Source organism: Dellaglioa algida DSM 15638, assembly GCF_001434695.1.
GTDB lineage: Bacteria > Bacillota > Bacilli > Lactobacillales > Lactobacillaceae > Dellaglioa > Dellaglioa algida.
In genome coordinates this window covers 250,679-274,070 of sequence record NZ_AZDI01000001.1, presented here as the reverse complement: position 1 = coordinate 274,070, position 23,392 = coordinate 250,679, and the positions used below count along the sequence as shown (strand labels likewise).

Sequence of the window (23,392 nt, the reverse complement as noted above, 5' to 3'; positions counted from 1 at the left end):
TAACTTTAGGACATATAAAATGAATTTAAAGAGGGCTATTATGGATTTAGAAATTTTTGACCATACTGAAGCAGAACCAGAAAAAAATATTAAATTAATTAAAGAAATTCTTGATTTCGCGGGTAAGAAAATTGAGTTACCAGATGATACGGAAATGTCAGTAACTTTAATGAATAACGAAGAAATTCATAAAATTAATCGGGAATATCGTAATGTTGATCGACCAACAGATGTTATCAGTTTTGCAATTGAAGAGGACGGCGATGATATGCCGATTATTTTCCCTACCGATGAGGATATGGAAATGCCAGAAATTGCTAAAAATATTGGTGATATCATGATTTCAACGGAAAAGGTTGCTGAGCAAGCAGTTGATTATGGTCATTCTTACGAACGGGAACTTGGTTTTTTAACTGTACATGGCTTTTTACATCTAAACGGTTATGATCATATGGAACCTGAAGATGAAAAAGAAATGTTTGGCTTACAAACTGAGATACTTGATGCTTATGGCCTTAAACGATAAGCGCCAAATTAAAAAAAATCGAACATTTTTATCGTCATTAGGTCATTCTTTAGATGGACTTGTTACGGTTTTTAAAGAAGAAAGAAATATGAAAAAACATGTGGCAATGATGGTATTTGTATCCATTTGCGCAGCTATCTTTCAAATTTCTGAAACGGAATGGTTATGGCTGGCTTTAAGTATTAGTATGGTTATTATCAATGAGGTTTGGAACACAGTTATTGAAAACCTAGTTGATTTAACGACTGGTAATAAATACAACGAGATTGCGAAAAAGGTTAAAGATATGTCTGCCGCGGCGGTTTTGTTATCAGCACTTTTCGCTATGATTGTGGGATGTCTAATTTTTATTCCACAACTGTTAGAGTTATTTTTTGAGTAATCAATTGAAACAGAAGATACACAATAAGAGGAGAATTAATTAATGCAAAATAAAAAATTTCATTCAGGATTTGTGGCTATTTTAGGACGTCCTAATGTTGGTAAATCAACATTTTTAAATAATGTTATGGGCCAAAAAATTGCTATTATGAGTGATAAAGCACAAACTACTAGAAATAAAATTCAAGGTATTTATACGACTGATGATGCACAAATTGTCTTTATTGATACGCCCGGTGTCCATAAACCTAAGAGTCGTCTAGGCGATTTCATGGTTAAATCTGCGCTTTCAACGCTTGGAGAAGTGGATGCTATTTTATTCATGGTCAACGCAATGGAGAAACGAGGACCCGGAGATAACTTTATTATTGATCGTTTAAAAGATACTAAGAAACCAATTTACTTAGTTATCAATAAAATAGACCAAATCCATCCTGATGAAATATTGGCCATTGTAGAATCATACCGTGAATCTTTAGATTACAAAGAAGTTTTTCCAATTTCTGCACTTAAAGGAAATAATGTTGACGAACTTGTAGATTCATTGGTTAGTGAATTACCTGAAGGACCACAATTCTACCCTGAAGATCAAATTACGGATCATCCGGAACGATTTGTTATGGGCGAATTAATTCGTGAAAAAGTTTTGCAGTTAACACGTGAAGAAGTTCCTCATTCAGTTGCGGTCTTAGTCGAGGATATCAAAAAAGAAGACGAAGAAAAATTGCATATTTCTGCAACAATTATTGTTGAACGCCCAACTCAAAAGGGAATTATCATTGGTAAAGGCGGTAAGATGCTAAAAGATATCGGTGTGAAGGCTAGAAAAGATATCGAAACAATGATGGGAGATCGCGTTTATTTAGAACTTTGGGTTAAAGTTCAAAAAAATTGGCGCGATAAACAAACAGATTTAAAAGCATTCGGTTACCGTGAAGATGATTATTAAAAAATAGATAAATGATCGGAACAAAGATAATTTTTGTTCCGATTTTTATTTGTATAGACAAGGAGGTGTAGCATCATTCAGAATAATGAAGAGTTTGAAGGTATTTTACTTTATCGCAAAGAATATAAAGAGCGCGATTTACTGGTTAAATTTTTAACGAATCGTTATGGTAAAAAAATGTTTTTTATTAAAGGTGCACGAAAACGTGGCTTTAAATTATCTTCTGCATTGCTACCTTTTACGATTGGTACCTATAGTGGTAACCTGAACGATAACGGACTTTCATTCATTAATGCAGCCAAGGAGTTTGAACAATTAAAAATGATTTCACAAGATATCGTTAGTAACGCGTATACGACTTATATTTTTAGTTTGATTGATGCTGCATTTAAAGATAACGAACCTATTCCGGTTTGGTATCAAAAAGTGGCAACGGCCATCCGATTAATTGACGAAGAATTTGATGCAGAAATTATTACCAATATTATTGAAATTCAGCTATTGTCAGTCTTTGGTGTGCAACCCCAATTACAGGGGTGTGCCGTTGGCGGAGAGACCCAGGGAGAATTTGATTATTCTGAAGCGTATGGGGGATTACTTTGCTCCAAACATTGGTATCTTGATAATAATCGACTTCATGCCACTCAAAAAGCAATTTTTTATTTAAGACAGTTTTCCGTGGTGAATCTTGATAAATTGAATTCTATTAAAGTGGCTGAACGTACTAAAAAAGAATTACGTCAGATTATTGATGTTATTTATGATAATAGTGTTGGTCTAAATTTAAAAAGTAAAAAATTTATTGATGGAATGAGTTCGTGGCCGGTGTCATTAAAGAAAAAAACCGAAATATAATTGACAAATAACTGTTTCTAAACTATGATTATAAAGAAATAAATAGCAGGATTATGATGAAAAAAGGTAAACATAATTATTGAAGCGAACTTAGAATAGTGCGAGCTAAGTAATTGATTATTTTTATTGGCGTTTTCGGAGTCCTTTGTTAATGAAGCTGCCGGTTAATTAACCGGAAGTAGGGTGGAACCGCGATATTAAAATCGTCCCTATGTGGTCTACAAGACTGCATAGGTTTTTTTGTGCTTAAAAATAAGGAGGACTATCATGTCAAAAAAGTTAGCTGTTCAAGATATTATCATGACATTACAAAAGTTTTGGGCTGATCAAGGCTGTATGCTGATGGAAGCTTACGATACGGAAAAAGGGGCCGGAACTATGAGTCCCTACACGTTCTTACGGGCAATTGGACCCGAACCATGGAATGCTGCTTATGTGGAACCTTCGAGACGTCCTGCAGATGGTCGTTATGGTGAAAATCCTAACCGTCTTTATCAACATCACCAATTCCAAGTGGTTATGAAACCATCTCCCGCAAACATTCAAGATTTGTATTTGGATAGTTTACGCGCATTAGGTATCGATCCTGCTGAACATGATATCCGATTTGTTGAAGATAATTGGGAAAATCCGTCAATGGGTTGTGCCGGTGTTGGTTGGGAAGTTTGGCTTGATGGAATGGAAGTTACTCAGTTTACTTACTTCCAACAGGTTGGTGGTTTGGAAGTTCATCCGGTTACCAGTGAAGTTACTTACGGTTTAGAACGTCTCTCTTCATATATACAAGACGTTGAGAGTGTTTACGATCTTGAATGGGCTGATGGTGTTATGTATGGTGATATTTTCAAAGAACCCGAATACGAAAATTCTAAATACTCATTTGAAGAAAGTAATCAAGAAATGTTATTTAATTTATTTGATGTTTATGAAACTGAAGCTAAGAAACAAATTGTTAATGGGTTAGTACATCCCGCATATGATTATGTTTTGAAGTGTAGCCATACGTTCAATTTATTGGATGCTCGTGGTGCTGTTTCAGTGACTGAACGTGCCGGTTACTTAGCAAGAATTAGAAATATGGCAAAATCAATTGCTAAAGTCTTTGTTCAAGAGCGTAAAAAATTAGGTTACCCTTTACTTAAAGATGAAAAACTTCGTGAAAAGTTATTAAAGGAGGACAAATAAGATGACACATTCCTTTTTATTAGAAATTGGGTTAGAAGAAATACCCGCTCATGTTGTGACACCGAGTCAAAATCAATTAGTTAAACGTGTTAGTGATTTTCTGACAGAGCAACGGTTGTCGTTTGGGGAAGTTAAAGCTTTCTCAACGCCCAGAAGGCTTGCAGTTGAAGTAACTGATTTGGCTGATAAACAAGAAGATATTCAAGAAGAAGCTAAAGGACCCGCAAAAAAAATTGCATTAGATGACGAGGGAAACTGGTCAAATGCTGCTAAAGGATTTGTTCGGGGTCAAGGAGTGACAACAGATGAAATCACCTTTAAAGAATTAAAAGGTGTTGAATACGTTTACGTTAATAAATTTATTGCTGGAAAAGCGGCCAAAGATATTTTGGTTCAAATTAAAGCTGTTATTGAAGCCATGACTTTCCCTACAATGATGCATTGGGCAAATTATGATTTTAAATATGTTCGCCCAATTCGTTGGTTAGTTGCGTTACTTGATAATGAGGTAATTTCATTTAGCATTCTAAATATTGAGTCTGGCCGTCAAACGCAAGGACATCGTTTTTTAGGCAAAGCGATTGATCTTGAAACGGCAACCGAATATGTTGAAAAATTAGCAACGCAGTATGTCATAGTTGACTCAAAAAAACGTAAAGAAACAATCAGAACACAGATTAATGCCCTTGAAAATAATCAAAGTTGGCATATTATTGTTGACGAAGATCTTTTGGAAGAAGTTAATAACTTGGTTGAATATCCAACTGTATTTTCTGGCCATTTTGATGAAAAATATTTAGATATTCCCGATGTTGTCTTAATGACTTCAATGAAGGATCATCAAAGATTCTTTTATGTGCGTGACCAAAATGACGCTATCTTACCTATGTTTGTTTCAGTCCGTAATGGTACAGAAGCCAACATTGCTAACGTAGAGGCCGGAAATGAAAAAGTTCTTACGGCACGTTTAGAAGATGCCGCATTTTTCTATCAGGAAGATCAAAAGCAAACCATTGATGGCTACGTTGAACGATTAAAAAATGTAACCTTCCATGATAAAATTGGGTCAACATATGAAAAAATGGAACGTGTCCAGTTAATGGCTCAAATCATTGGTAAACGTGAGGGCTTAAACGACCGTGAGTTAGCACTTTTACAAAGAGCCAGTGAAATTTATAAGTTTGATTTAGTAACCGGAATGGTTGGTGAATTTTCAGAACTCCAAGGAATAATGGGCGAAAAATATGCTTTATTGATGGGTGAAGATCCAGCTGTTGCGCAAGCCGTTTCTGAACACTATATGCCTATTAGTGCAGACGGTGAATTACCTAAATCAAAAATTGGTGCAGTTCTTGCAATTGCTGATAAATTAGATAGCATTTCGAGTTTCTTCTCAGTAGGATTAATTCCAACCGGATCAAATGATCCATACGCACTTCGTCGTCAAGCATTCGGTGTGGTTAGAATTGTTGAATCACGTCAATGGCGTTTTTCACCACTTGAAGTGTTAAACGATATTAAAGCATTAGCGACACTTCACCCGGCATTATTTACAAAGATGTCCGTAGGTGAGAATGATTTAGAAGTTTTAAGCTTTATTAATGATCGTATGAAACAATGGTTCTCAAATCAAAAGGTAAGTTATGATGTCATTGAAAGTGTTATTGGCAGTACAGATGCAGATTTGTTAACAATGGCGGAAGCAGCGGTAACGCTTGAAGCGCATAAAAAAGATAGTGATTTTAGAGAAACAATTGAAGCCGTTACTCGTGTCTTAAAGTTGGCTGACAAAAATGACGAAACTGATTTGTCAGTGGAGGCAACGTTATTGGATAACGTTGCTGAAAAAGAATTGTTTGAACGAGTTAAGACAATTCAACGTCGAATCGGTGATTTGACACCGGAAGAGTTATATCATGTATTGAGTGATATTCGTCCATTAATTGAAAATTACTTTGATCAGACAATGGTTATGGTAGAGGATGCTAAAATTAAGCAGAATCGTTTAAACCAATTAAGTTTAATTGCCAAAATGAGTTCTAAATTAGGCGATTTAGAGAAATTAAATATTAAATAATATGGGAGTGGAAAATTATCTGAGAAGGTAATTTTCTACTTTTTGGTTGGTAGTAGAATCTGAATACGCATATTTGACAAATGTGTCTAATAGTTGGAGCTAATTATTGTATTCATGTCAAATCAATGTTATTATTATGGGTACTCAAAAAGATGTATAACTTCGTATCGTTAGGTTTGGAGGTGAATGGCTAGAATGAGAATACCGGAGAATGTAATTGAACATGTAAGAACAAGTGTGAATATTACGGATGTCATTAGTCAATACGTTGGGTTGAAAAAATCCGGTAGTAATTTTATGGGTTTGTGTCCGTTTCATGAAGAAAAGACGCCTTCATTTTCTGTTAGTGAAGAGAAGCAAATCTTCCATTGTTTTAGTTGTGGACGAGGCGGTAATGTTTTTAAATTCTTAATTGAATTGGATGGGCTTAGTTTTCCAGAGTCAGTGAATAAAGTTGCAGAATTTGCTGGTATAGAGATTGACAGTAAGTATGCTCAATCTCAGTTGGCTAAGACCCAAGAATCGACTGAAAATCGTCAATTAAAGCAGCTTCACGATGATGCTACTAAGTTGTATCAGCATATCCTAATGAATACAGAGATGGGACAAAAAGCTCTGGATTATCTGCACAATCGAGGGATGACTGATGAAGATATTACAACTTTCCAAATTGGGTTTGCACCTGAAAAATCAGTATTGCAGGATTTCTTTAATGAAAAGAAACTAGATTATCAGATATTAAGACAGTCTGGTCTATTCATTGAGAATCAAGCGGGTAACCTACGTGAACGTTTTATTAATCGTGTGATGTTTCCGATTAGAAATCAAAACGGACAGGTTGTTGCATTTTCAGGTCGTTTACTCGAGAAAAATAAAGACCTACCAAAGTATCTAAATAGTCCAGAAACACCTATTTTTAACAAACGTGATATTTTATTCAATTACGATTTAGCTAAAAAAGAAATTCGAACAGAGGGTAATGTTATTTTGTTCGAAGGGTTTATGGATGTTATAGCCGCCTATCGTTCTGGCGTTAAAAATGGTGTTGCATCAATGGGAACCAGTCTAACAAATGAACAGATTTATTTGTTAGAACGTTCAACTTCGCAGTTAAATATTTGTTACGATGGGGATGACCCTGGACAAAATGCAACCAATCGTGCTTTAGATTTATTGACCAACCAAACGAAGATGAAGGTTGGCGTGCTGGTCATTCCTAATGGCATGGATCCTGATGAGTTTGTTACAAAAAATGGTAAAGAAGCGTTTCTTGAGTTGGCTCACTCCGCTCGGGAAACGACGATCTCATTTAAAATGAACTTTTTAAAACGAGATCGAAATTTAAAAAATGAAAGTGAGCAAATTGATTATATTGATCAAGTCTTACGAGTTTTAGCTACAATAAAAACACCCTTTGAACAAGATATTTATGTTAATCAATTGGCTGATGAATTTAAAATTGATAAAACAATTTTAAGACAACAACTAGTAGATTTAGTAGCTAATCAACCAAGAGAACCGCAACAGAGGGTTAATCCGGTAAGAGTTCGGACGGACGAGCCACCTATTGAACAACATCAAGAAATCATGCGAGATGAGAAAATTGATCGCGTTGAGAGGGCCGAAAGGTTGTTATTGTATCGTGTATTGCACGATCATACGGCATGGTTAAAAATCAGAGCAGTCGATGACTTCAGTTTTGTTCATGATAATTATCAGTTGATATATACGCTGGCTGAAGGTTATCTGGACCTGCACGATCAATATGAAATTGCTAGTTTCCTAGATTATCTACCCGAGGAAGCTTTAAAACGATTCGTAATGCAGATTGAATTAATGACTGTTTCGGATAATTCATCAGAAGATGAACTGAATGATTGCGTATCAGTTATCATGAATGATTCGCCAATTGAACGGTCAATTAATCAAGTTCGTTCTGATCTTGCGGAGGCAACTCGTTTGGGCAATACCGAACTAACAAATGAACTATCATTTAAGTTAATAGCGTTGTATCAAAAACAACAAGTACCACGAACATCCATCTAAGGGAGGAATTATTAATGGTAAAAAAAGTAGAAAAAGTCGAAGAAACAGAATTTGATGAAAAAGGATTCAAAAAGGCACAAACGAAGTTAATCAAAGAATACAAAGTGAAAAAAGAAATTAAGTATGATGATTTAACAAATGAATTAGCAACGCCTTTTCATTTAGATGCTGATCGTATGGATAAATTGCTTCAAAAAATTGAAGATTCTGGTATTGCTGTCGTTGATGAAGAGGGAAACCCAAGTGAACACAGTTTAAAAGCTGCTGAAAAAGTAACGAAAAAAGCTTTAAAAGATACTTCTGCACCAACCGGAATTAAAATTAATGATCCGGTTAGAATGTATTTGAAAGAAATTGGTCGTGTTAATCTTTTAAAAGCCGAAGAAGAAGTTGCTTTGGCTTTGAAAATTGAAGAAGGCGACGAAGAAGCTAAACAAAAATTGGCAGAAGCTAACTTGCGTTTGGTTGTATCGATTGCTAAACGTTATGTTGGTCGTGGGATGCAGTTCCTTGATTTAATTCAAGAAGGTAACATGGGCCTAATGAAAGCCGTTGAAAAATTTGATTATCGTAAAGGATTTAAGTTTTCAACGTATGCAACATGGTGGATTAGACAAGCAATTACACGTGCAATTGCTGATCAAGCTCGTACGATTAGAATTCCCGTTCATATGGTTGAAACAATCAATAAATTAATCAGAATTCAACGCCAATTATTACAAGAACTTGTTCGTGAACCAATTCCTGAAGAGATTGGTGCCGAAATGGACATGCCAGCAATGCCAGCTGAAAAAGTTCGTGAAATTTTGAAAATTGCTCAAGAACCTGTTTCATTGGAGACACCAATTGGTGAAGAAGATGATTCTCACTTAGGTGATTTTATTGAAGATCAAGATGCAACAAGTCCAGCTGATCATGCTGCTTATGAACTCTTGAAGGAACAACTTGAAAATGTTCTTGATACCCTAACTGATCGTGAAGAAAATGTCTTGCGTCTAAGATTCGGTCTTGACGATGGTCGTACAAGAACACTTGAAGAGGTTGGTAAAGTCTTTGGTGTGACGCGTGAACGTATTCGTCAAATTGAAGCTAAGGCATTACGCAAATTACGTCATCCATCTCGTTCAAAACAATTAAAAGATTTCTTAGAATAAAAATTTAAAAGCGATTATAAAACGAAACCTGTTTTATAATCGCTTTTTTTTAGTTATAATGAAGGAAGATAACACGCGAAAGAAGAGGAACAAACACATGGATGCACGTCATTTGTCAGATCGATTAATAAAAGTTGCAAAATTTGTCCTAAAAGATGCACGGTTAGCTGATATTGGATCAGATCATGCTTATCTTCCAGCCTATTTAGCCATTAACAAAATTATTTCATATGCGGTTGCCGGCGAGGTAGCAAAAGGGCCCTATGAAAATGCGGTGACAGAAATTAATACAGAACGGTTAGATCATATGATTATGCCGCGGTTAGCTAATGGATTGAAGGCAATTAAAATGGACGATAACATTGATACGATTACGATTGCAGGAATGGGTGGCCCATTAATAAGAGACATTTTTAATGCCGATTTAGAGAAGTTGGCGGGCGTTCGTCGATTGATCATTCAACCTAATGTTGGTCAAGAATTAATTCGAGAATGGTTAATGAATCATTCTTATCAAATTATTGATGAGGACATCGTTGAAGATGATCACCACGTCTATGAGATTATTGTGGCCGAAAAGGTTAGTAATAAAGTTGGATACTCTTCGTTAGACTTAAAATACGGACCTAATCTAAGAATTGAACAAAATGAGGTATTTAAATCTAAATGGCAACACCAAATGGCCAAAAAACGTGAAGTTTTAAAACATTTTGCGGCTGCTAATGAGGTGCCAATTGATAAAAAAAAGGTCCTAGAAATTGATATCAAAGAAATTGAGGAGATGTTAAAATGACAAGAATTAGTGACTTAATTCAACGGTTTGAACTATTTGCGCCCAAAAATATGGCTGAAATGGGCGATCCGGTTGGTCTCCAGTTAGGAAATATAAATAATAAAGTCTCTAAGGTGATGACGACACTTGATGTCCGTCCAGAAGTTGTTCAAGAAGCAATCGATAAAAATGTTGATTTTATTTTTGCGCATCACCCATTGATGTTCAGGCCAGCTAAGAACCTAGATACGACGAATCCGCAAAATAAAATGTATGCTGATTTATTGAGTCATGATATTACCGTCTATGCCGCACATACTAATTTAGATAATGTTGTTTGTGGGATGAATGATTGGTTGGCAGATCAATTAGGCTTGCAAAAGACAATACCTCTAGTGCATACGACGAGTATGGATTACGGAATGGGTCGTGTAGGGAATCTAAAGAATGAAATGACCGTTGCTGAGTTTTCAGAGTACTGTAAACAACAATTTAATCTCAGTGGACTACGGGTTATCTCAACTGATTTAACGCAATCAGTTAAGCGAGTTGCCATTTTGGGTGGCGATGGTGGGAAATTTTATCCCGAGGCAATTAAGAATCAGGCAGATGTCTATGTGACTGGGGATGTTTACTATCATACAGCTCACGACATGCTAGCTGAAGGTCTGTCTGCTGTGGATCCTGGACATCATATTGAAAGTATTTGTAAGCCTCAACTGAAACGATTATTTGACGAATGGACTATTGATAATGATTGGCAAATTGAAACGATTGAATCAACTATCAATACAGATCCATTTCAGTTTATTTAATTGAAAAATTAGAGTATCATTAGAATTATTAAATAATAATATTAGGAGATATGCCATCATGACAAAATATGAAGAATTAATTCCACGTTTTATTAAGTACGTTAAAACAGAAACTCGCTCTGATGAAAATTCAGGATTGACGCCTTCAACGCAAACTCAAGTTGAATTTGCAAAAGAATTAAAGAAGGAACTTTTAGAGATTGGATTAACTAATGCACGCATTTCTGAAAAAAGTGGGTACGTTTTAGCAACGTTGCCCAGTAATTTAGAAAATGATGTAAAAGTAAAAGCGGTTGGATTTATTTCGCATATGGATACAGCAGCCTTTACGGCAGAGGGTGTTAATCCTCAATTTGTTGAAAATTATGATGGTGAATCTGATATTAATCTTGATGATGAAGGTAAATTTAAATTAACTGTTAAAGAATTTCCTAATTTAAAAAATTATAAAGGTAATACACTTATAACAACAGATGGGTCAACTTTACTAGGATCGGATGATAAATCTGGTGTTGCTGAAATTTTCACGGCCGTAGCTTACTTAGTTGCGCATCCAGAGATTAAGCATGGAGATGTTAAGGTTGGAATCGGACCTGATGAAGAAATTGGTGTAGGAGCAGATAAATTTGATGTTAAAGATTTCGGTGCTGACCTTGCTTATACAGTAGATGGTGGGCCATTAGGTGAGTTGGAATACGAAACATTCAATGCTGCGCAAGCGGTTATTTCAATTCAGGGTAAAGAAGTTCATCCCGCAACTGCCAAAGGAGTTTTAATTAATGCAAATAAATTAGCAAGTCAATTTGATTCACTTTTACCACAAGATGAGGTTCCTGAAAAGACTGAAGGTCGCGAAGGTTTCTATCATTTGATTTCAGTGGATGGCACAGTAGATGAAGCAAAAATGGTTTACATTATTCGTGATCATGACCATCAAAAATTTGAAGATCGTAAGAAATTTATGATGGGTGTTGCTGATAAGATGAATGCTGAATTCGATACAGATCGTGTCACAATTGATATGGCAGATCAGTATTATAATATGCGCGAAGTAATCGAAAAAGATATGACCGTTGTGAATGTTGCTAAACAAGCCATGGAAAACTTATCAATTAAACCTGATATCTATCCGGTTCGTGGAGGAACAGACGGTTCGAAAATTTCATTTATGGGATTACCAACACCAAACTTGTTTGCTGGAGCAGAAAATATGCACGCACGATTTGAGTTTGTCTCAGTAGAAACGATGGAAAAGGCAACAGATGTTGTGTTGGAAATTGTAAAATTAGTATCTGAAGAAACAAAATAGTCATTTTAAGATAAATAAAAAAAGATAAACTAATTAGTTTATCTTTTTTTATTTATCAGATTTAGGATCTTTGATTATGGCGTAGAGACAGTTCACGACAATTGAGCCAGCAACTGCGAAGATAATACCGATTTGTAAAACTGGAGCAAAGAGCGTACCAGTTAATGAGCTTACGATATAGCCAATTACTTCACCAAAAATGAAGCCCCAAAAGAGAATTGTTAATTGTTTCATCATATAACAGCACCTCACATTCAAAAGTAATTTTAACACAAATATTTATTTTTGCAAAAGCTTTTTAGTGTCTGTTGGGTATTGTTAGAAAGTTTTGTATAATAGCAGTAATAGATACATAAAAAGGAGGGTCATTATGTTTGTGCCGTTAAAAGTTAAAAGTTCATTTAGCTTATTACAAAGCACCACTAAAATTAATGATTTGGTTCAAAAAGCACAAGAGCAAGGCTACGAAACAATCGCTCTAACAGATAACAATGTATTGTATGGTGCAATTGATTTTTATAATGCCTGTCAGAAAGTTGGGATTAAACCAATTATCGGACTGACATTAGATATTGCTGGTTTAATTGAAACGGATCAGGAGTACGAACTGACTTTTATTGCTAAAAATAAGCAAGGTTATCAGAATTTAATGCGATTATCAACTTTAAAAATGACCCTAAGTGAAGGATATTTAAATTTTGATTACCTTGCTGATTATTTAGATGGATTATTTATTTTGTCACCTAACGAGAAAAGCGAATTTAGTTATTTAATTGAACAAAGTCAAATTTCTGATGTGAAAGACTTATTAGCTAAATATCAAAGCTTAATGGGTTCAAAAAATGTCCGAATTGGATTATCACATCGAATGGATACAATCACTGCACAATCAATTAAGGCTCTGGCTGATAGCTACAATATGCGAGTGATAGCCTTAGATGAAGTTAGTTACCTCAATCCCGAAAACCAATCCGATGTTGACGTATTAAAGGCAATTAGTAACGGGGAGACAATTCCGGCTGATCAACTGGGTGAACAGGTACAAGGGGCATACTCGCTAATAAATCCAAATGAGATAATGGATAATTATCAGGCAATATCCATGGTAGAAGCCGTTCAGGAAACGCAAAACGTGGCGGATGCGACATCTCTAAAGTTGACATTTTCACAACCCAAACTACCAGAATATCCTTTACCAGACAATGAGACGGCTCATAGCTATTTAAAAAAACTTAGTAATTCGGGTTTAAACGCACGATTTCCGAATGGGGTTCCCGATGAGTATAAACAAAGATTAGATCTTGAACTAGGCGTTATTCAAGAGATGGGATTCGAAGACTATTTTTTAATTGTTTGGGATATCATGAACTATGCACATTCAAAGCAAATTATTACCGGTCCTGGACGAGGGTCCTCTGCTGGTGCCCTCACTGCTTATGCTTTAACAATTACAGATGTTGACCCAATCCAATACGACTTGTTATTTGAACGTTTTTTAAATTCAAAACGAGTGCAAATGCCAGATATTGATCTGGATATACCTGATGACAAACGGGGAATGATTCTTGAATACTTGCATCAAAAATACGGCCATTACCATATGGCTCAAATTATTACGTTTGGAACGATGGCAGCTAAACAAGCTTTAAGGGATGTTGGTCGTGTTTTCGGTATATCGCCATTTGAAATGAAAAGCTGGAGTGATGCGATACCAAATGTCTTGAAAATAACATTGTCGGATGCGTTAGCACAATCTCAAAAATTACGTAATCTAGTCAATGATAGTACAAAAAATAAAGGTATTTTTACAATTGCTCAGCATATTGAAGGAATACCCAGACATTATTCGACTCATGCGGCCGGGGTTGTACTCAGCCAAATTGATTTGCGGGAAGTTGCACCCTTACAAAATGGGAGTGACGATATTTTATTGACGCAGTACTCCAAAGATTTAGTTGAAAATGTTGGGTTATTAAAAATTGATATCTTAGGATTACGTAATTTGAACATTTTAGATCAAGCTGTTAAGCAGGTTAAGAAAAATTATCAGGTCAACTTTGATCCCGCGCTTATCAATCTAGAAGACGAAAAAACGTTAGCTCTTTTTAGAATGGGCGATACTTCGGGTGTTTTTCAATTTGAATCAAGCGGCATAAAGAACGTTTTGAAAAAGTTACAACCGACGTCTTTCGAAGATGTTGCTGCCGTGAATGCATTATATCGTCCGGGTCCAATGGAGAATATTGATACATTTATTGCGCGTAAACATGGACTTGAACAAATAACATTTCCAGATGATAGTTTGAAGCAAATTCTTGAACCAACTTATGGCGTTTTAGTTTATCAGGAACAAGTCATGCAAGTTGCATCAAAAATGGGTAATTTTACGTTGGGCGAAGCTGATTTATTACGTCGTGCGATGAGTAAGAAAAAGAAGAAAACCATCGATGAAATGCGTACCCAATTTGTTCAAGGAGCACGTAAAAATGGTATACAAGAATCCGTTGCTGAAGTTGTTTATCAATATATTGAGCGATTTGCTAACTACGGATTTAATCGATCACATGCAGTCGCTTATAGTAAAATTGCATTTCAATTAGCTTATATCAAGGCCAATTACCCGGCGGCCTTTTTCGAAGCAATTCTGAATTCTGTGGGTAACAATCCGCAAAAAATAAAAGAATATCTTGTCGAAGCCAAACAATATCAGGTAACTATTAAATTACCTGATATTAATCTTAGTGAGGCAGGGTTCAGTTTACAGAACAATATTGTTTTGTTCGGATTAGGTAGTATAAAGGGACTTAGAAAAGATTTTATTGAGCATATTATTTATTTACGTCAAGAAGCACTTTTCATAGATTTTCAGGCTTTTCTACACCGGATAGATAAGAAATATTTGAATGAAGAAAATATTGCAGCGCTCATTTATGCTGGTTGCTTTGACCAATTTGACTACAATCGTGCAGAGCTGGTTGGCGCTTTGCCAGAATTGATTAGTAGTATTGATTTAAGTGGAAATAATACGAATCTATTTGAACTATTAACGCCTAAAATAGCGAGACAATCAAATTTTCCACTGATGTTTCGGTTAGAGAAAGAATCCCAATATCTGGGGGCATATTTATCTGGGCATCCAATTGAAAAATATCGTAAACAAGTGGGTCAAACTATGATACAAAAAATTTCAGAAATAAACGAAAAAACGCGCGTTACTATTTTAGTTAACTTAACTAAGATTAAAGTTATTCGTACGAAAAAAGGCCAACAAATGGCCTTTTTGAATGGTTCAGATGAAACAAGTGAAATAGATTTAACAATATTTCCTGATTTATTTCGACAAAAAGAATCATTACTTGAAAAAAATAAAGTTGTCGTCGTGTCAGGGGATGTTGAGACAAACAGAGGTTTGCAAATTATTGTGAAAAACATTGATTTAGCAGATGACTATTTTGCTAAATTGACACAAAAAAAATGGTTTCTAAAAATTTCTAAAGAATCGACTAATGAAAAAATAGAAGAATTAATGCAAATAATGAAAAAACGATTGGGTCAGACACCTGTCATTTTATACTACGAAAAAGACAATCGAAAAATCAGTTTGGATAGAACTTATTGGTTGAGGGATGATGAAGAAACACATACAGCGCTTACAAAAACGTTGGGTTCTGAAAATGTCGTCATTAAATAATCAGTTCATGAAAATACTGAAAATATTTTCACATTTAACAAGACAACTTTTCTGAAAAGTGTTAACATAGTGAGTGAAATATGTACTTAAATTACTTATTGAGGTGAAGAAATGAAACGCATTGGTATTTTAACAAGTGGTGGAGATGCGCCAGGTATGAACGCTTCAGTTCGTGCTGTTGCACGTCGTGTAATTGGTGAAGGATTAGAAGCATATGGTATTAACTATGGTTTTGCAGGCTTAGTTGCCGGGGATATTCATAAAATTGAATATGCTGACGTTGATGATGTTATTCAACGTGGTGGAACAATGTTGTACTCAGCTCGTTATCCTGAATTTGCAACTGCTGAAGGGCAATTAAAGGGTATCGAACAACTTAAGAAGTTCGGTATTGATGCTTTAGTTGTTATCGGTGGGGATGGTTCATATCATGGTGCTCTTGCACTCACAAAACGTGGATTTAATGCTGTTGGTATTCCAGGAACAATCGATAATGATATTCCTGATACAGATTTTACAGTTGGATTTGATACAGCTGTTAATACAGCTCTTGATGCAATTGATCGTATTCGCGACACTGCTCGTTCACATCAACGTACATTTATCGTTGAAGTTATGGGTAGAAACGCTGGAGATATCGCTTTGTGGTCTGGTATTGCCGGTGGCGCTGATATTATTGTTATTCCTGAAAAGGGGTATAACATGCAAGAAATTGCGGATAAACTCAACAATAACCGTGAACATGGCAAGGATTCAGGAATTATCGTATTAGCCGAAGGTGTTATGGGCGCTAGCGATTTTGCTGCCGAATTGGACACATACGGTAATTTTGAAACACGTGTGACTATCTTGGGTCATACACAACGTGGTGGTGTACCAACTGCCAAAGATCGTGTCTTAGCAAGTCGCTTTGGTGATTATGCTGTTCAACTTCTCATGGAAGGTAAGGGCGGATTAGCCATCGGTATTCAAAACAACGAATTAGTTGCTGAAGATATCGTTGCAACGCTTGAAGAACATAAACATCATACTGATTTAAGTCTTTTAGACTTAAACGCACGACTATCAACACCTAGATAATTATAATATCGTTATTTATAAATAATAAGTAAACTAAGAGGAGATCATAATATAATGAAAAAAACTAAAATCGTAAGTACACTTGGTCCAGCCAGTTCAGATCTTGATACAATTGTTAAATTAATCGAAGCCGGTGCTAATGTTTTCCGTTTCAACTTTTCTCATGGTGACCATGAAGAACATTTAGGTCGTATGACTTTAGTTCATGAAGCAGAAAAAATTACTGGTAAAATGGTTGGTATCATGCTTGATACTAAGGGTGCAGAAATCCGTACTACTGTTCAAAAAGAAGGTAAAATCAACTTTGAAATCAACGATATCGTTCGTATTTCAATGGATGACTCTCTTGAAGGAACACATGAAAAGATTGCTGTTACTTACCCAGGTTTAATCGAAGATGTTCATGTTGGAGGCCACGTATTATTTGATGATGGTCTTATCGATATGAGAATTGACGAAATCGATACAGCTGCTAAAGAATTAGTAACAACTGTTATGAATGCTGGTCGTTTAGGTTCACGTAAAGGTGTTAACGCTCCTGGTGTATCAATTAACTTACCTGGTATTACTGAAAAAGATTCAGATGATATCCGTTTTGGTTTAGATCAAAATATTGATTTCATTGCTGCTAGTTTTGTACGTAAACCAGCTGATGTTTTAGATATCCGTGCTTTACTTGAAGAAAAAGGGATGGAACATGTTCAAATCTTCCCTAAAATTGAATCACAAGAAGGTATTGATAACATTGATGCTATCATGGAAGTTTCTGAAGGATTAATGATTGCCCGTGGTGATATGGGTGTTGAAATTCCTGCTGAAAATGTACCTTTAGTTCAAAAAGATTTAATCAAAAAATGTAATGCTTTGGGCAAACCAGTTATTACTGCTACTCAAATGCTTGATTCAATGCAAGAAAATCCACGTCCTACACGTGCTGAAGCTTCTGATGTTGCTAATGCCGTATTTGATGGAACAGATGCAACAATGCTTTCAGGTGAAAGTGCTAACGGTGACTACCCTGTAGAATCAGTTGCAACAATGGCTCGTATTGATGAAAAAGCTGAAAATGCTTTACGCGCTCATGGTTCATTTGTTTTAAATGAATTCGATAAGAGTGACGTTACAGAAACTATCGGCCGTGCAGTTGCTGAAACAGCTGATAGCTTAGGTATCAAAACAATCATCGCTGCTACAAAATCGGGTCAAACTGCACGTATGATTTCTAAATACCGTCCTGATTCAGATATCTTAGCAATTACTTTTGACGAACAAACTCGTCATGGTTTATCAGTTAACTGGGGTGTTCACCCAATTATCGCTGAAAAACCAGCATCAACAGATGCATTGTTTAGCTTAGCAACTGAAAAAGCTAAAGAATTAGGTTTTGCTAAAAAAGGCGACCTTATCTTAATTACTGCTGGTCTTCCAGTTGGTGAAAAAGGTACAACAAACAGTTTGAAAGTTCAATTAGTAGATTAATTGTATCAAGATTCAAGTTTTTGAGTTTTTCGGTGACATTAGTTGCCATGATAAACCGAATCTTGTATCAATTTCACACTGAAAAAGTGGTTAGACTTCATAAGTCTAGCCGCTTTTTTTATTACTCAATATTTTTATTCAATTGGCTATTAAGCCTAATATCAGGTAAAATGAAGTCATATAGTGATTTTATGAATATAAATAAATTGGCATAAAATAAATAAGATTTTTTGAAATGGAGAAATAAATGAGTTCAATTATGGGACAAATTGTTACCGCAATGGTAACCGATGAGAACGACACAGAGTTTTTAGTACAAAAAGATGGCACAACAATGCATTTGCTAAAAGATGATACAAATGGTCAATTGACAAATGGTTCAATGGTTAAAGGCTTTGTTTATGAAAATGAGGACCACGACTTAAGTCTTTCAACAACTATCCCTAGAGCAGGTATAGATCAATACGCTTTTGGAGATGTGGTTAAGGTTAGGAGAGATTTAGGTGTCTTTGTTGATATCGGCTTGCCAGATAAAGATGTAGCAGTTTCGCTAGATGACTTACCAGAAATGAAATCACTTTGGCCAAAAGCCGGTGATCGATTAATGGTCGGTCTTAAAATAGATGCTAAAGATCGTATTTGGGGTGATGTTGCGGATGAAGAAATGTTCCGCGAGATTGCTAAAAAGCCTGATGATTCTTTAAAAAATAAGAATATGAAATTTACGGTTATTCGTTTGAAAATGATTGGTACGTTTGTCATTACGGATGATGATTACTTAGGTTTTATTCATCCTTCAGAACGATTTAACGAACCCCGACTAGGACAAGTCTTAGAAGGTCGTGTGATTGGAATTAGAACGGATGGCACAATTAACTTGTCTATTAAACCACGCGCCTATGAAGCAATTGGCGACGATGCGGCTATGTTGGTTGCAGCGTTGACGCATAATGACGATCAAAGTTTACCATTCACTGATAAAAGTGATCCAGAAGATATTAAAGAATATTTTGGCATTAGCAAGGGACAATTTAAAAGAGCAGTTGGTCATTTATTAAAAGGACGTTATGTTAAACAAGAAGACGGCAAACTTATTTTAATAAAAATGCCTGAGGAACTTGAAAACAATGCGGATGAATCAATTGACGATATAGAAAATCAATAGATAGTGAGGGATTCTGGTGGATAAAGTACAACAAATAAACTTCATTGAAAATAAAATTCACCAGTCTAACTTTAAATTGACACCTCAACGTCAAGCTATTATAGCCGTTATTTACAAACGCGTTAATGAACATTTAAGCCCGGAAGAAATTTTTGCCCTTGTGAAAAAAGAATCATCTGAAATAGGGTTAGCAACAGTGTATAGAACGTTAGATGTACTGGTTGAGTTAAACATCATTGATAAGATAGTCTTTGAGGATGGCATGGCTAGATATGATTTAACCATAAATGATAAACAGCATTTTCATCACCATCTTTTATGCACTCAGTGTGGTTCAATTGAAGAGATTCATGAAGATTTGTTAGAAGACGTTGAGAGACTAGTCTCTCAACAATTTCATTTCTTAGTAACAGATCATAGACTTACTTTTCACGGAGTATGCATGAATTGTCAAAGAAAATCAAAAGAATAAGAGACGTTGCGATTCATGTAACGTTAAATTTATTTGTTTAGAAATGTTTCGTATGATAAGGTATTTCGTGAAGATGTCATGCATAAAGGAGATCAATAATGCTTATTAAGTATAAGAACGATTATGAGAAGATTGCGATGGGCCTATTATCATTCATACCTGACCTGAAAGATGTTACCAGAATTAATTCAGCAATTAAGGGTTACCTAGATATAGATAACCGAGATTTGTATCTTTGGAAAAATGAAGATGGTGACTTTACTGGTGTAGTTGGTATAGAAGATGATGGGAATATTGTAGTAGTTCGAGCAATCTCATTGAGTCCGGATGAAAGACATAAGAAGGTTAGTTTTTTAATTTTAGACGCGGTCTTGGCGTTGTACCCCGATAGAAAAATTATGGGAACGATTGATACAACAAAATTAATTGAAAAATGGGAAATGCAAAAAAATGAGTCAAAAGGGTGAATCGATTAACCATGTGACGTTAAAATTGGCATCATTTGAAGGCCCACTTGATTTGTTGTTGCACTTAATTAAGGATGCCGAAATGGATATTTATGATATTCAGATTTCGTCAATAACTGATCAATATCTGTCAATTATTAATAGAACTGGGCAAATGCCTTTAGATGCAATCGGTCAATATTTAGTAATGGCATCAACTTTAATGGAAATTAAAAGTAGAATGCTTCTACCTGTGATTGATTCTGAGGTAGTGGAGGACGAAATTGATCCAAGGACTGATTTAGTTGAGCAATTAATTGAATATCAACATTTTAAAAATGCGTCTAATAAATTGGAATCTATGGCGAGTAACCGTTCGGATTATTTTTCGAAGGAACAAAGTTGTACACCAAAAGAAGTTGTTGATGAACAGCCACTTGTTATTCCCGGTTTGAACCTAGATGTTCTGCAAAACGCTTTTAAGAGGGTTTTGGTAAAACAAGTTGAGCGACAACCCGTTCAAAAGAAAATCAATGTACAATCATTTTCACTTGCTGATAAAATAACAGAAATCGAACAAATCTTAGTGTGTTCGAATGGACGGTTAACCTTTGATGATCTTTTTGAGCACCCGATGGTAGTTAGCGAAATTGTGCTCACTTTTTTAGCAATATTAGAGCTGTCAAAATTGGATCAAATTAAATTGAAGCAAACTAATAGTTACGAAATGATTCAAATCATAAAAGTGGAAGTGTAAGGCAATATTAGGAGGTACGAGAGTGAGTCATTTAGCAAATATTGAAGGACTTTTATTTGTGAGTGGGGATCAGGGCATATCTCTATCAGAATTATCTAGATTAACTGGCTTAATGAAATCAGCAGTTAAAGAACAACTTGATAAATTAGCTACTAAGTATGTAAATGATTCAAACTCTAGTTTACAGTTAATCCAGTATGACGATTTTTGGCAACTAGTAACAAAAAAAGAACTAGCCAGTTTAATTAAAAATTATTTTGAAAACCCTAATTCAAGAAAACTGTCCACGGCGGCCTTAGAGACATTAGCAATTATTGCTTATAAGCAACCCACAACGCGGCTTGAAATTGATACAATTAGGGGTGTTCAAAGTTCAGGCTCATTGCAAAAATTGATTGCGTTAAATCTAGTTGGCGAAAGCGGACGTCTTAATGCCCCAGGAAGACCAATTTTGTATAAAACGACAATTCAATTTTTAAATTACTTTGGACTAAATGGACTTAAAGAACTTCCAGTAATTGATGAAAATCAGGATTTTAACTTAGATCCTGGGCAGCTTTTTTTAACTAATTTTAATGAAAAATTACAAGAAGACGAGGAATAATATGGCAGAAGCAGAAAGATTACAAAAAGTTATGGCGCAAGCGGGAGTTGCCTCTCGAAGACAATCTGAGAAAATGATTTCAGAAGGCCACGTTAAGGTAAATGGCAAGGTCGCAAATGAGTTAGGCATTAAAGTGACGAGTGAGGATAAAATTGAAGTTGATGGTATTCGCTTGAATGAGGAACCATTAGTCTATTATTTATTCTACAAACCAAGAGGCGTTATCTCTTCCGTTAAGGATAATAAAGATCGTAAGGTTGTAACGGATTACTTTCCTGGCGTAAGGGAAAGAATCTATCCAGTAGGTCGATTGGATTATGATACATCGGGACTACTTTTAATGACAAACGACGGTGAATTAGCCAACAAGATGACTCATCCAAAATATAAAATTGATAAGACTTATGTTGCAAAAGTAAATGGAATTCCATCTAACGATGACCTAAAAGCTTTACGTCAAGGAATTGTTATCGACGGTAAGAAAACGGCACCTGCTCATTCTAAAATTATTTCAGCGGATAAAAATAAGCAAAAAGCGATTGTCTCATTGACGATTCATGAAGGCCGAAATCATCAAGTAAAGAACATGATGGCCGAAATTGGTCATCCAGTCGAAAAATTAAAACGTGAAACTTATGGGTTCTTGGACTTATACGGGTTAACGTCAAGTCAATATCGTGAACTTTCTGAAGAAGAGGTTCACGCGCTAAAAAGTACCGCCGAGCGTAAATAATTGTAACTCTTTTTATCATATGTTATATTCTATAACGTAATAAAATATTTGGTTCGTCTTCAGGGGCAGGGTGAAATTCCCGACCGGCGGTGATAGTCCGCGACCTACATTACATATGTGGCTGGACTGGTGAAATTCCAGTATCGACAGTTAAAGTCTGGATAAAGAAGATAGGGCTTATTTGAGTAAGTAATTTCAAATGAACTCTGTTAATCTTCATTGATTAATGGCGTTCATTTTTTATTTATTTAAAGGGTTCTTCATTGAAGATGGCCTTCCAGGAGGTTTTCTAGTATGAATCGTTCACCAATTTTCAGAGTTGTGATTACGGCGTTTTTAGCCGCTATCTCGTACGTATTAATGTTTTTATCTTTCCCGGTAATACCGCTGATCCCGTATTTAAAAATAGATTTTAGCGATTTGCCTATTTTAATTGGATTCTTCATCTTGGGTCCATTGGGTGGCGTAATGGTAGCTATAGTCCGGTCTTTATTGTATCTTGTTTCGACCGGGACGGATATTGCCAGTTTGATAGGTGTTGGAACTAATTTCTTAGCATCAATGGCAGTTTCATTTCCAGCTTATTATATTCTTAAAGGTGGTAGTGGTATTAAACCCACAATTTGGAAGAGTATATTGGCCATTTTAACAAGTACGCTAGTGCTGACCGTGTTGTTGTCTATTGCGAATTATTTTGTCATCTTACCGGTGTACTTAAATGTTATTGGTATGGATATCGGTATGTCAGTATCGAAGTATGTTGTTATCGGCGTCATTCCTTTTAATATTATAAAGGGCATTTTAGTTGTTGGGGTATTTAGTGTCCTGTACCGCAGAATGTATAGTTGGGTTCAACTGAATAATAAAAAGTATAAAAAAATATAGTATAATAGGGG

The 23,392-nt window shown here is 35.6% G+C and carries 21 protein-coding genes, 1 pseudogene and 1 riboswitch; of the genes and pseudogenes, 21 read left to right on the top strand and 1 reads right to left on the bottom strand.

Annotated features, from left to right (window positions below; genetic code table 11):
• Window positions 1-40 precede the first annotated feature (40 nt).
• The 11 genes from ybeY to pepT all read left to right on the top strand — a co-directional run bounded on the left by ybeY (window position 41) and on the right by pepT (window position 12,069).
• The gene (gene ybeY, locus FC66_RS01415) at window positions 41-526 is read left to right on the top strand and encodes an rRNA maturation RNase YbeY (protein ID WP_057973586.1); all 486 of its coding nucleotides are present in this window, start codon (window positions 41-43) and stop codon (window positions 524-526) included.
• Window positions 504-908, top strand: coding sequence for a diacylglycerol kinase family protein (locus FC66_RS01410; RefSeq protein ID WP_181647333.1), 405 nt, complete (start codon window positions 504-506; stop codon window positions 906-908). The genes ybeY and FC66_RS01410 overlap by 23 nt, the downstream gene beginning before the upstream one ends.
• A gap of 42 nt (window positions 909-950) precedes the next feature.
• On the top strand, window positions 951-1,856 hold the full coding sequence (era, locus tag FC66_RS01405) for a GTPase Era (RefSeq protein ID WP_057973585.1): 906 nt from the start codon (window positions 951-953) through the stop codon (window positions 1,854-1,856).
• Between the two features lie 72 nt (window positions 1,857-1,928).
• Window positions 1,929-2,711, top strand: coding sequence for a DNA repair protein RecO (recO, locus tag FC66_RS01400; RefSeq protein WP_057973584.1), 783 nt, complete (start codon window positions 1,929-1,931; stop codon window positions 2,709-2,711).
• A gap of 267 nt (window positions 2,712-2,978) precedes the next feature.
• Window positions 2,979-3,896, top strand: coding sequence for a glycine--tRNA ligase subunit alpha (gene glyQ, locus FC66_RS01395; RefSeq protein ID WP_057973583.1), 918 nt, complete (start codon window positions 2,979-2,981; stop codon window positions 3,894-3,896).
• 1 nt (window position 3,897) lies between these two features.
• Window positions 3,898-5,973 (top strand): glycine--tRNA ligase subunit beta, encoded by a 2,076-nt coding sequence (gene glyS / locus FC66_RS01390; RefSeq protein WP_057973582.1) that lies wholly within the window; start codon window positions 3,898-3,900, stop codon window positions 5,971-5,973.
• Between the two features lie 186 nt (window positions 5,974-6,159).
• Window positions 6,160-8,019 (top strand): DNA primase, encoded by a 1,860-nt coding sequence (dnaG, locus tag FC66_RS01385; RefSeq protein WP_057973581.1) that lies wholly within the window; start codon window positions 6,160-6,162, stop codon window positions 8,017-8,019.
• 14 nt (window positions 8,020-8,033) lie between these two features.
• Entirely contained in the window at window positions 8,034-9,173 is a 1,140-nt protein-coding gene (rpoD, locus tag FC66_RS01380) for an RNA polymerase sigma factor RpoD (protein ID WP_057973580.1), read from the top strand.
• Between the two features lie 97 nt (window positions 9,174-9,270).
• Window positions 9,271-9,966, top strand: a complete 696-nt coding sequence (locus tag FC66_RS01375; protein WP_057973579.1) for a tRNA (adenine(22)-N(1))-methyltransferase — start codon at window positions 9,271-9,273, stop codon at window positions 9,964-9,966.
• Window positions 9,963-10,760 (top strand): Nif3-like dinuclear metal center hexameric protein, encoded by a 798-nt coding sequence (locus FC66_RS01370; RefSeq protein WP_057973578.1) that lies wholly within the window; start codon window positions 9,963-9,965, stop codon window positions 10,758-10,760. Before FC66_RS01375 ends, FC66_RS01370 begins: the two co-directional genes overlap by 4 nt.
• 58 nt (window positions 10,761-10,818) lie before the next feature.
• Window positions 10,819-12,069 carry a peptidase T gene (gene pepT, locus FC66_RS01365; RefSeq protein WP_057973577.1) on the top strand — a complete coding sequence of 417 codons (1,251 nt, stop codon included), beginning with the start codon at window positions 10,819-10,821 and terminating at the stop codon, window positions 12,067-12,069.
• A gap of 48 nt (window positions 12,070-12,117) precedes the next feature.
• On the opposite strand, the gene FC66_RS01360 is transcribed toward pepT, so the two are convergent.
• A complete protein-coding gene (locus tag FC66_RS01360) occupies window positions 12,118-12,306 on the bottom strand; it encodes a YjzD family protein (RefSeq protein ID WP_057973576.1) in 189 nt (62 codons plus the stop codon).
• A gap of 133 nt (window positions 12,307-12,439) precedes the next feature.
• Between FC66_RS01360 and dnaE the strand changes: the two genes are divergently transcribed.
• The 10 genes and pseudogenes from dnaE (at window position 12,440) to FC66_RS01310 (ending at window position 23,381) form a co-directional block, all read left to right on the top strand.
• Window positions 12,440-15,760, top strand: a complete 3,321-nt coding sequence (dnaE, locus tag FC66_RS01355; RefSeq protein ID WP_057973575.1) for a DNA polymerase III subunit alpha — start codon at window positions 12,440-12,442, stop codon at window positions 15,758-15,760.
• 111 nt (window positions 15,761-15,871) lie between these two features.
• Window positions 15,872-16,840: a 6-phosphofructokinase gene (gene pfkA, locus FC66_RS01350; RefSeq protein ID WP_057973574.1), complete on the top strand. Its 969-nt coding sequence runs from the start codon at window positions 15,872-15,874 to the stop codon at window positions 16,838-16,840.
• 54 nt (window positions 16,841-16,894) lie between these two features.
• Window positions 16,895-18,313: pseudogene (gene pyk, locus FC66_RS01345) on the top strand (pyruvate kinase); the annotation flags it as partial.
• A gap of 253 nt (window positions 18,314-18,566) precedes the next feature.
• Window positions 18,567-19,484 carry a CvfB family protein gene (locus FC66_RS01340; RefSeq protein WP_057973572.1) on the top strand — a complete coding sequence of 306 codons (918 nt, stop codon included), beginning with the start codon at window positions 18,567-18,569 and terminating at the stop codon, window positions 19,482-19,484.
• Window positions 19,485-19,494: 10 nt separating this feature from the next.
• Window positions 19,495-19,956, top strand: a complete 462-nt coding sequence (locus FC66_RS01335; RefSeq protein ID WP_181647343.1) for a Fur family transcriptional regulator — start codon at window positions 19,495-19,497, stop codon at window positions 19,954-19,956.
• Between the two features lie 98 nt (window positions 19,957-20,054).
• Window positions 20,055-20,423: a hypothetical protein gene (locus tag FC66_RS01330; RefSeq protein ID WP_057973570.1), complete on the top strand. Its 369-nt coding sequence runs from the start codon at window positions 20,055-20,057 to the stop codon at window positions 20,421-20,423.
• Window positions 20,407-21,159 carry a segregation and condensation protein A gene (locus FC66_RS01325; protein ID WP_057973569.1) on the top strand — a complete coding sequence of 251 codons (753 nt, stop codon included), beginning with the start codon at window positions 20,407-20,409 and terminating at the stop codon, window positions 21,157-21,159. Before FC66_RS01330 ends, FC66_RS01325 begins: the two co-directional genes overlap by 17 nt.
• Window positions 21,160-21,181: 22 nt before the next feature.
• On the top strand, window positions 21,182-21,763 hold the full coding sequence (gene scpB / locus FC66_RS01320) for an SMC-Scp complex subunit ScpB (RefSeq protein WP_157051977.1): 582 nt from the start codon (window positions 21,182-21,184) through the stop codon (window positions 21,761-21,763).
• Window position 21,764: 1 nt separating this feature from the next.
• Complete coding sequence (locus FC66_RS01315) at window positions 21,765-22,496, top strand: pseudouridine synthase (protein ID WP_162253170.1); 732 nt, start codon at window positions 21,765-21,767, stop codon at window positions 22,494-22,496.
• Window positions 22,497-22,547: 51 nt separating this feature from the next.
• Window positions 22,548-22,672: riboswitch (FMN riboswitch) on the top strand.
• 118 nt (window positions 22,673-22,790) lie between these two features.
• Entirely contained in the window at window positions 22,791-23,381 is a 591-nt protein-coding gene (locus FC66_RS01310; protein ID WP_057973567.1) for an ECF transporter S component, read from the top strand.
• The last annotated feature ends 11 nt before the right edge of the window (window positions 23,382-23,392 follow it).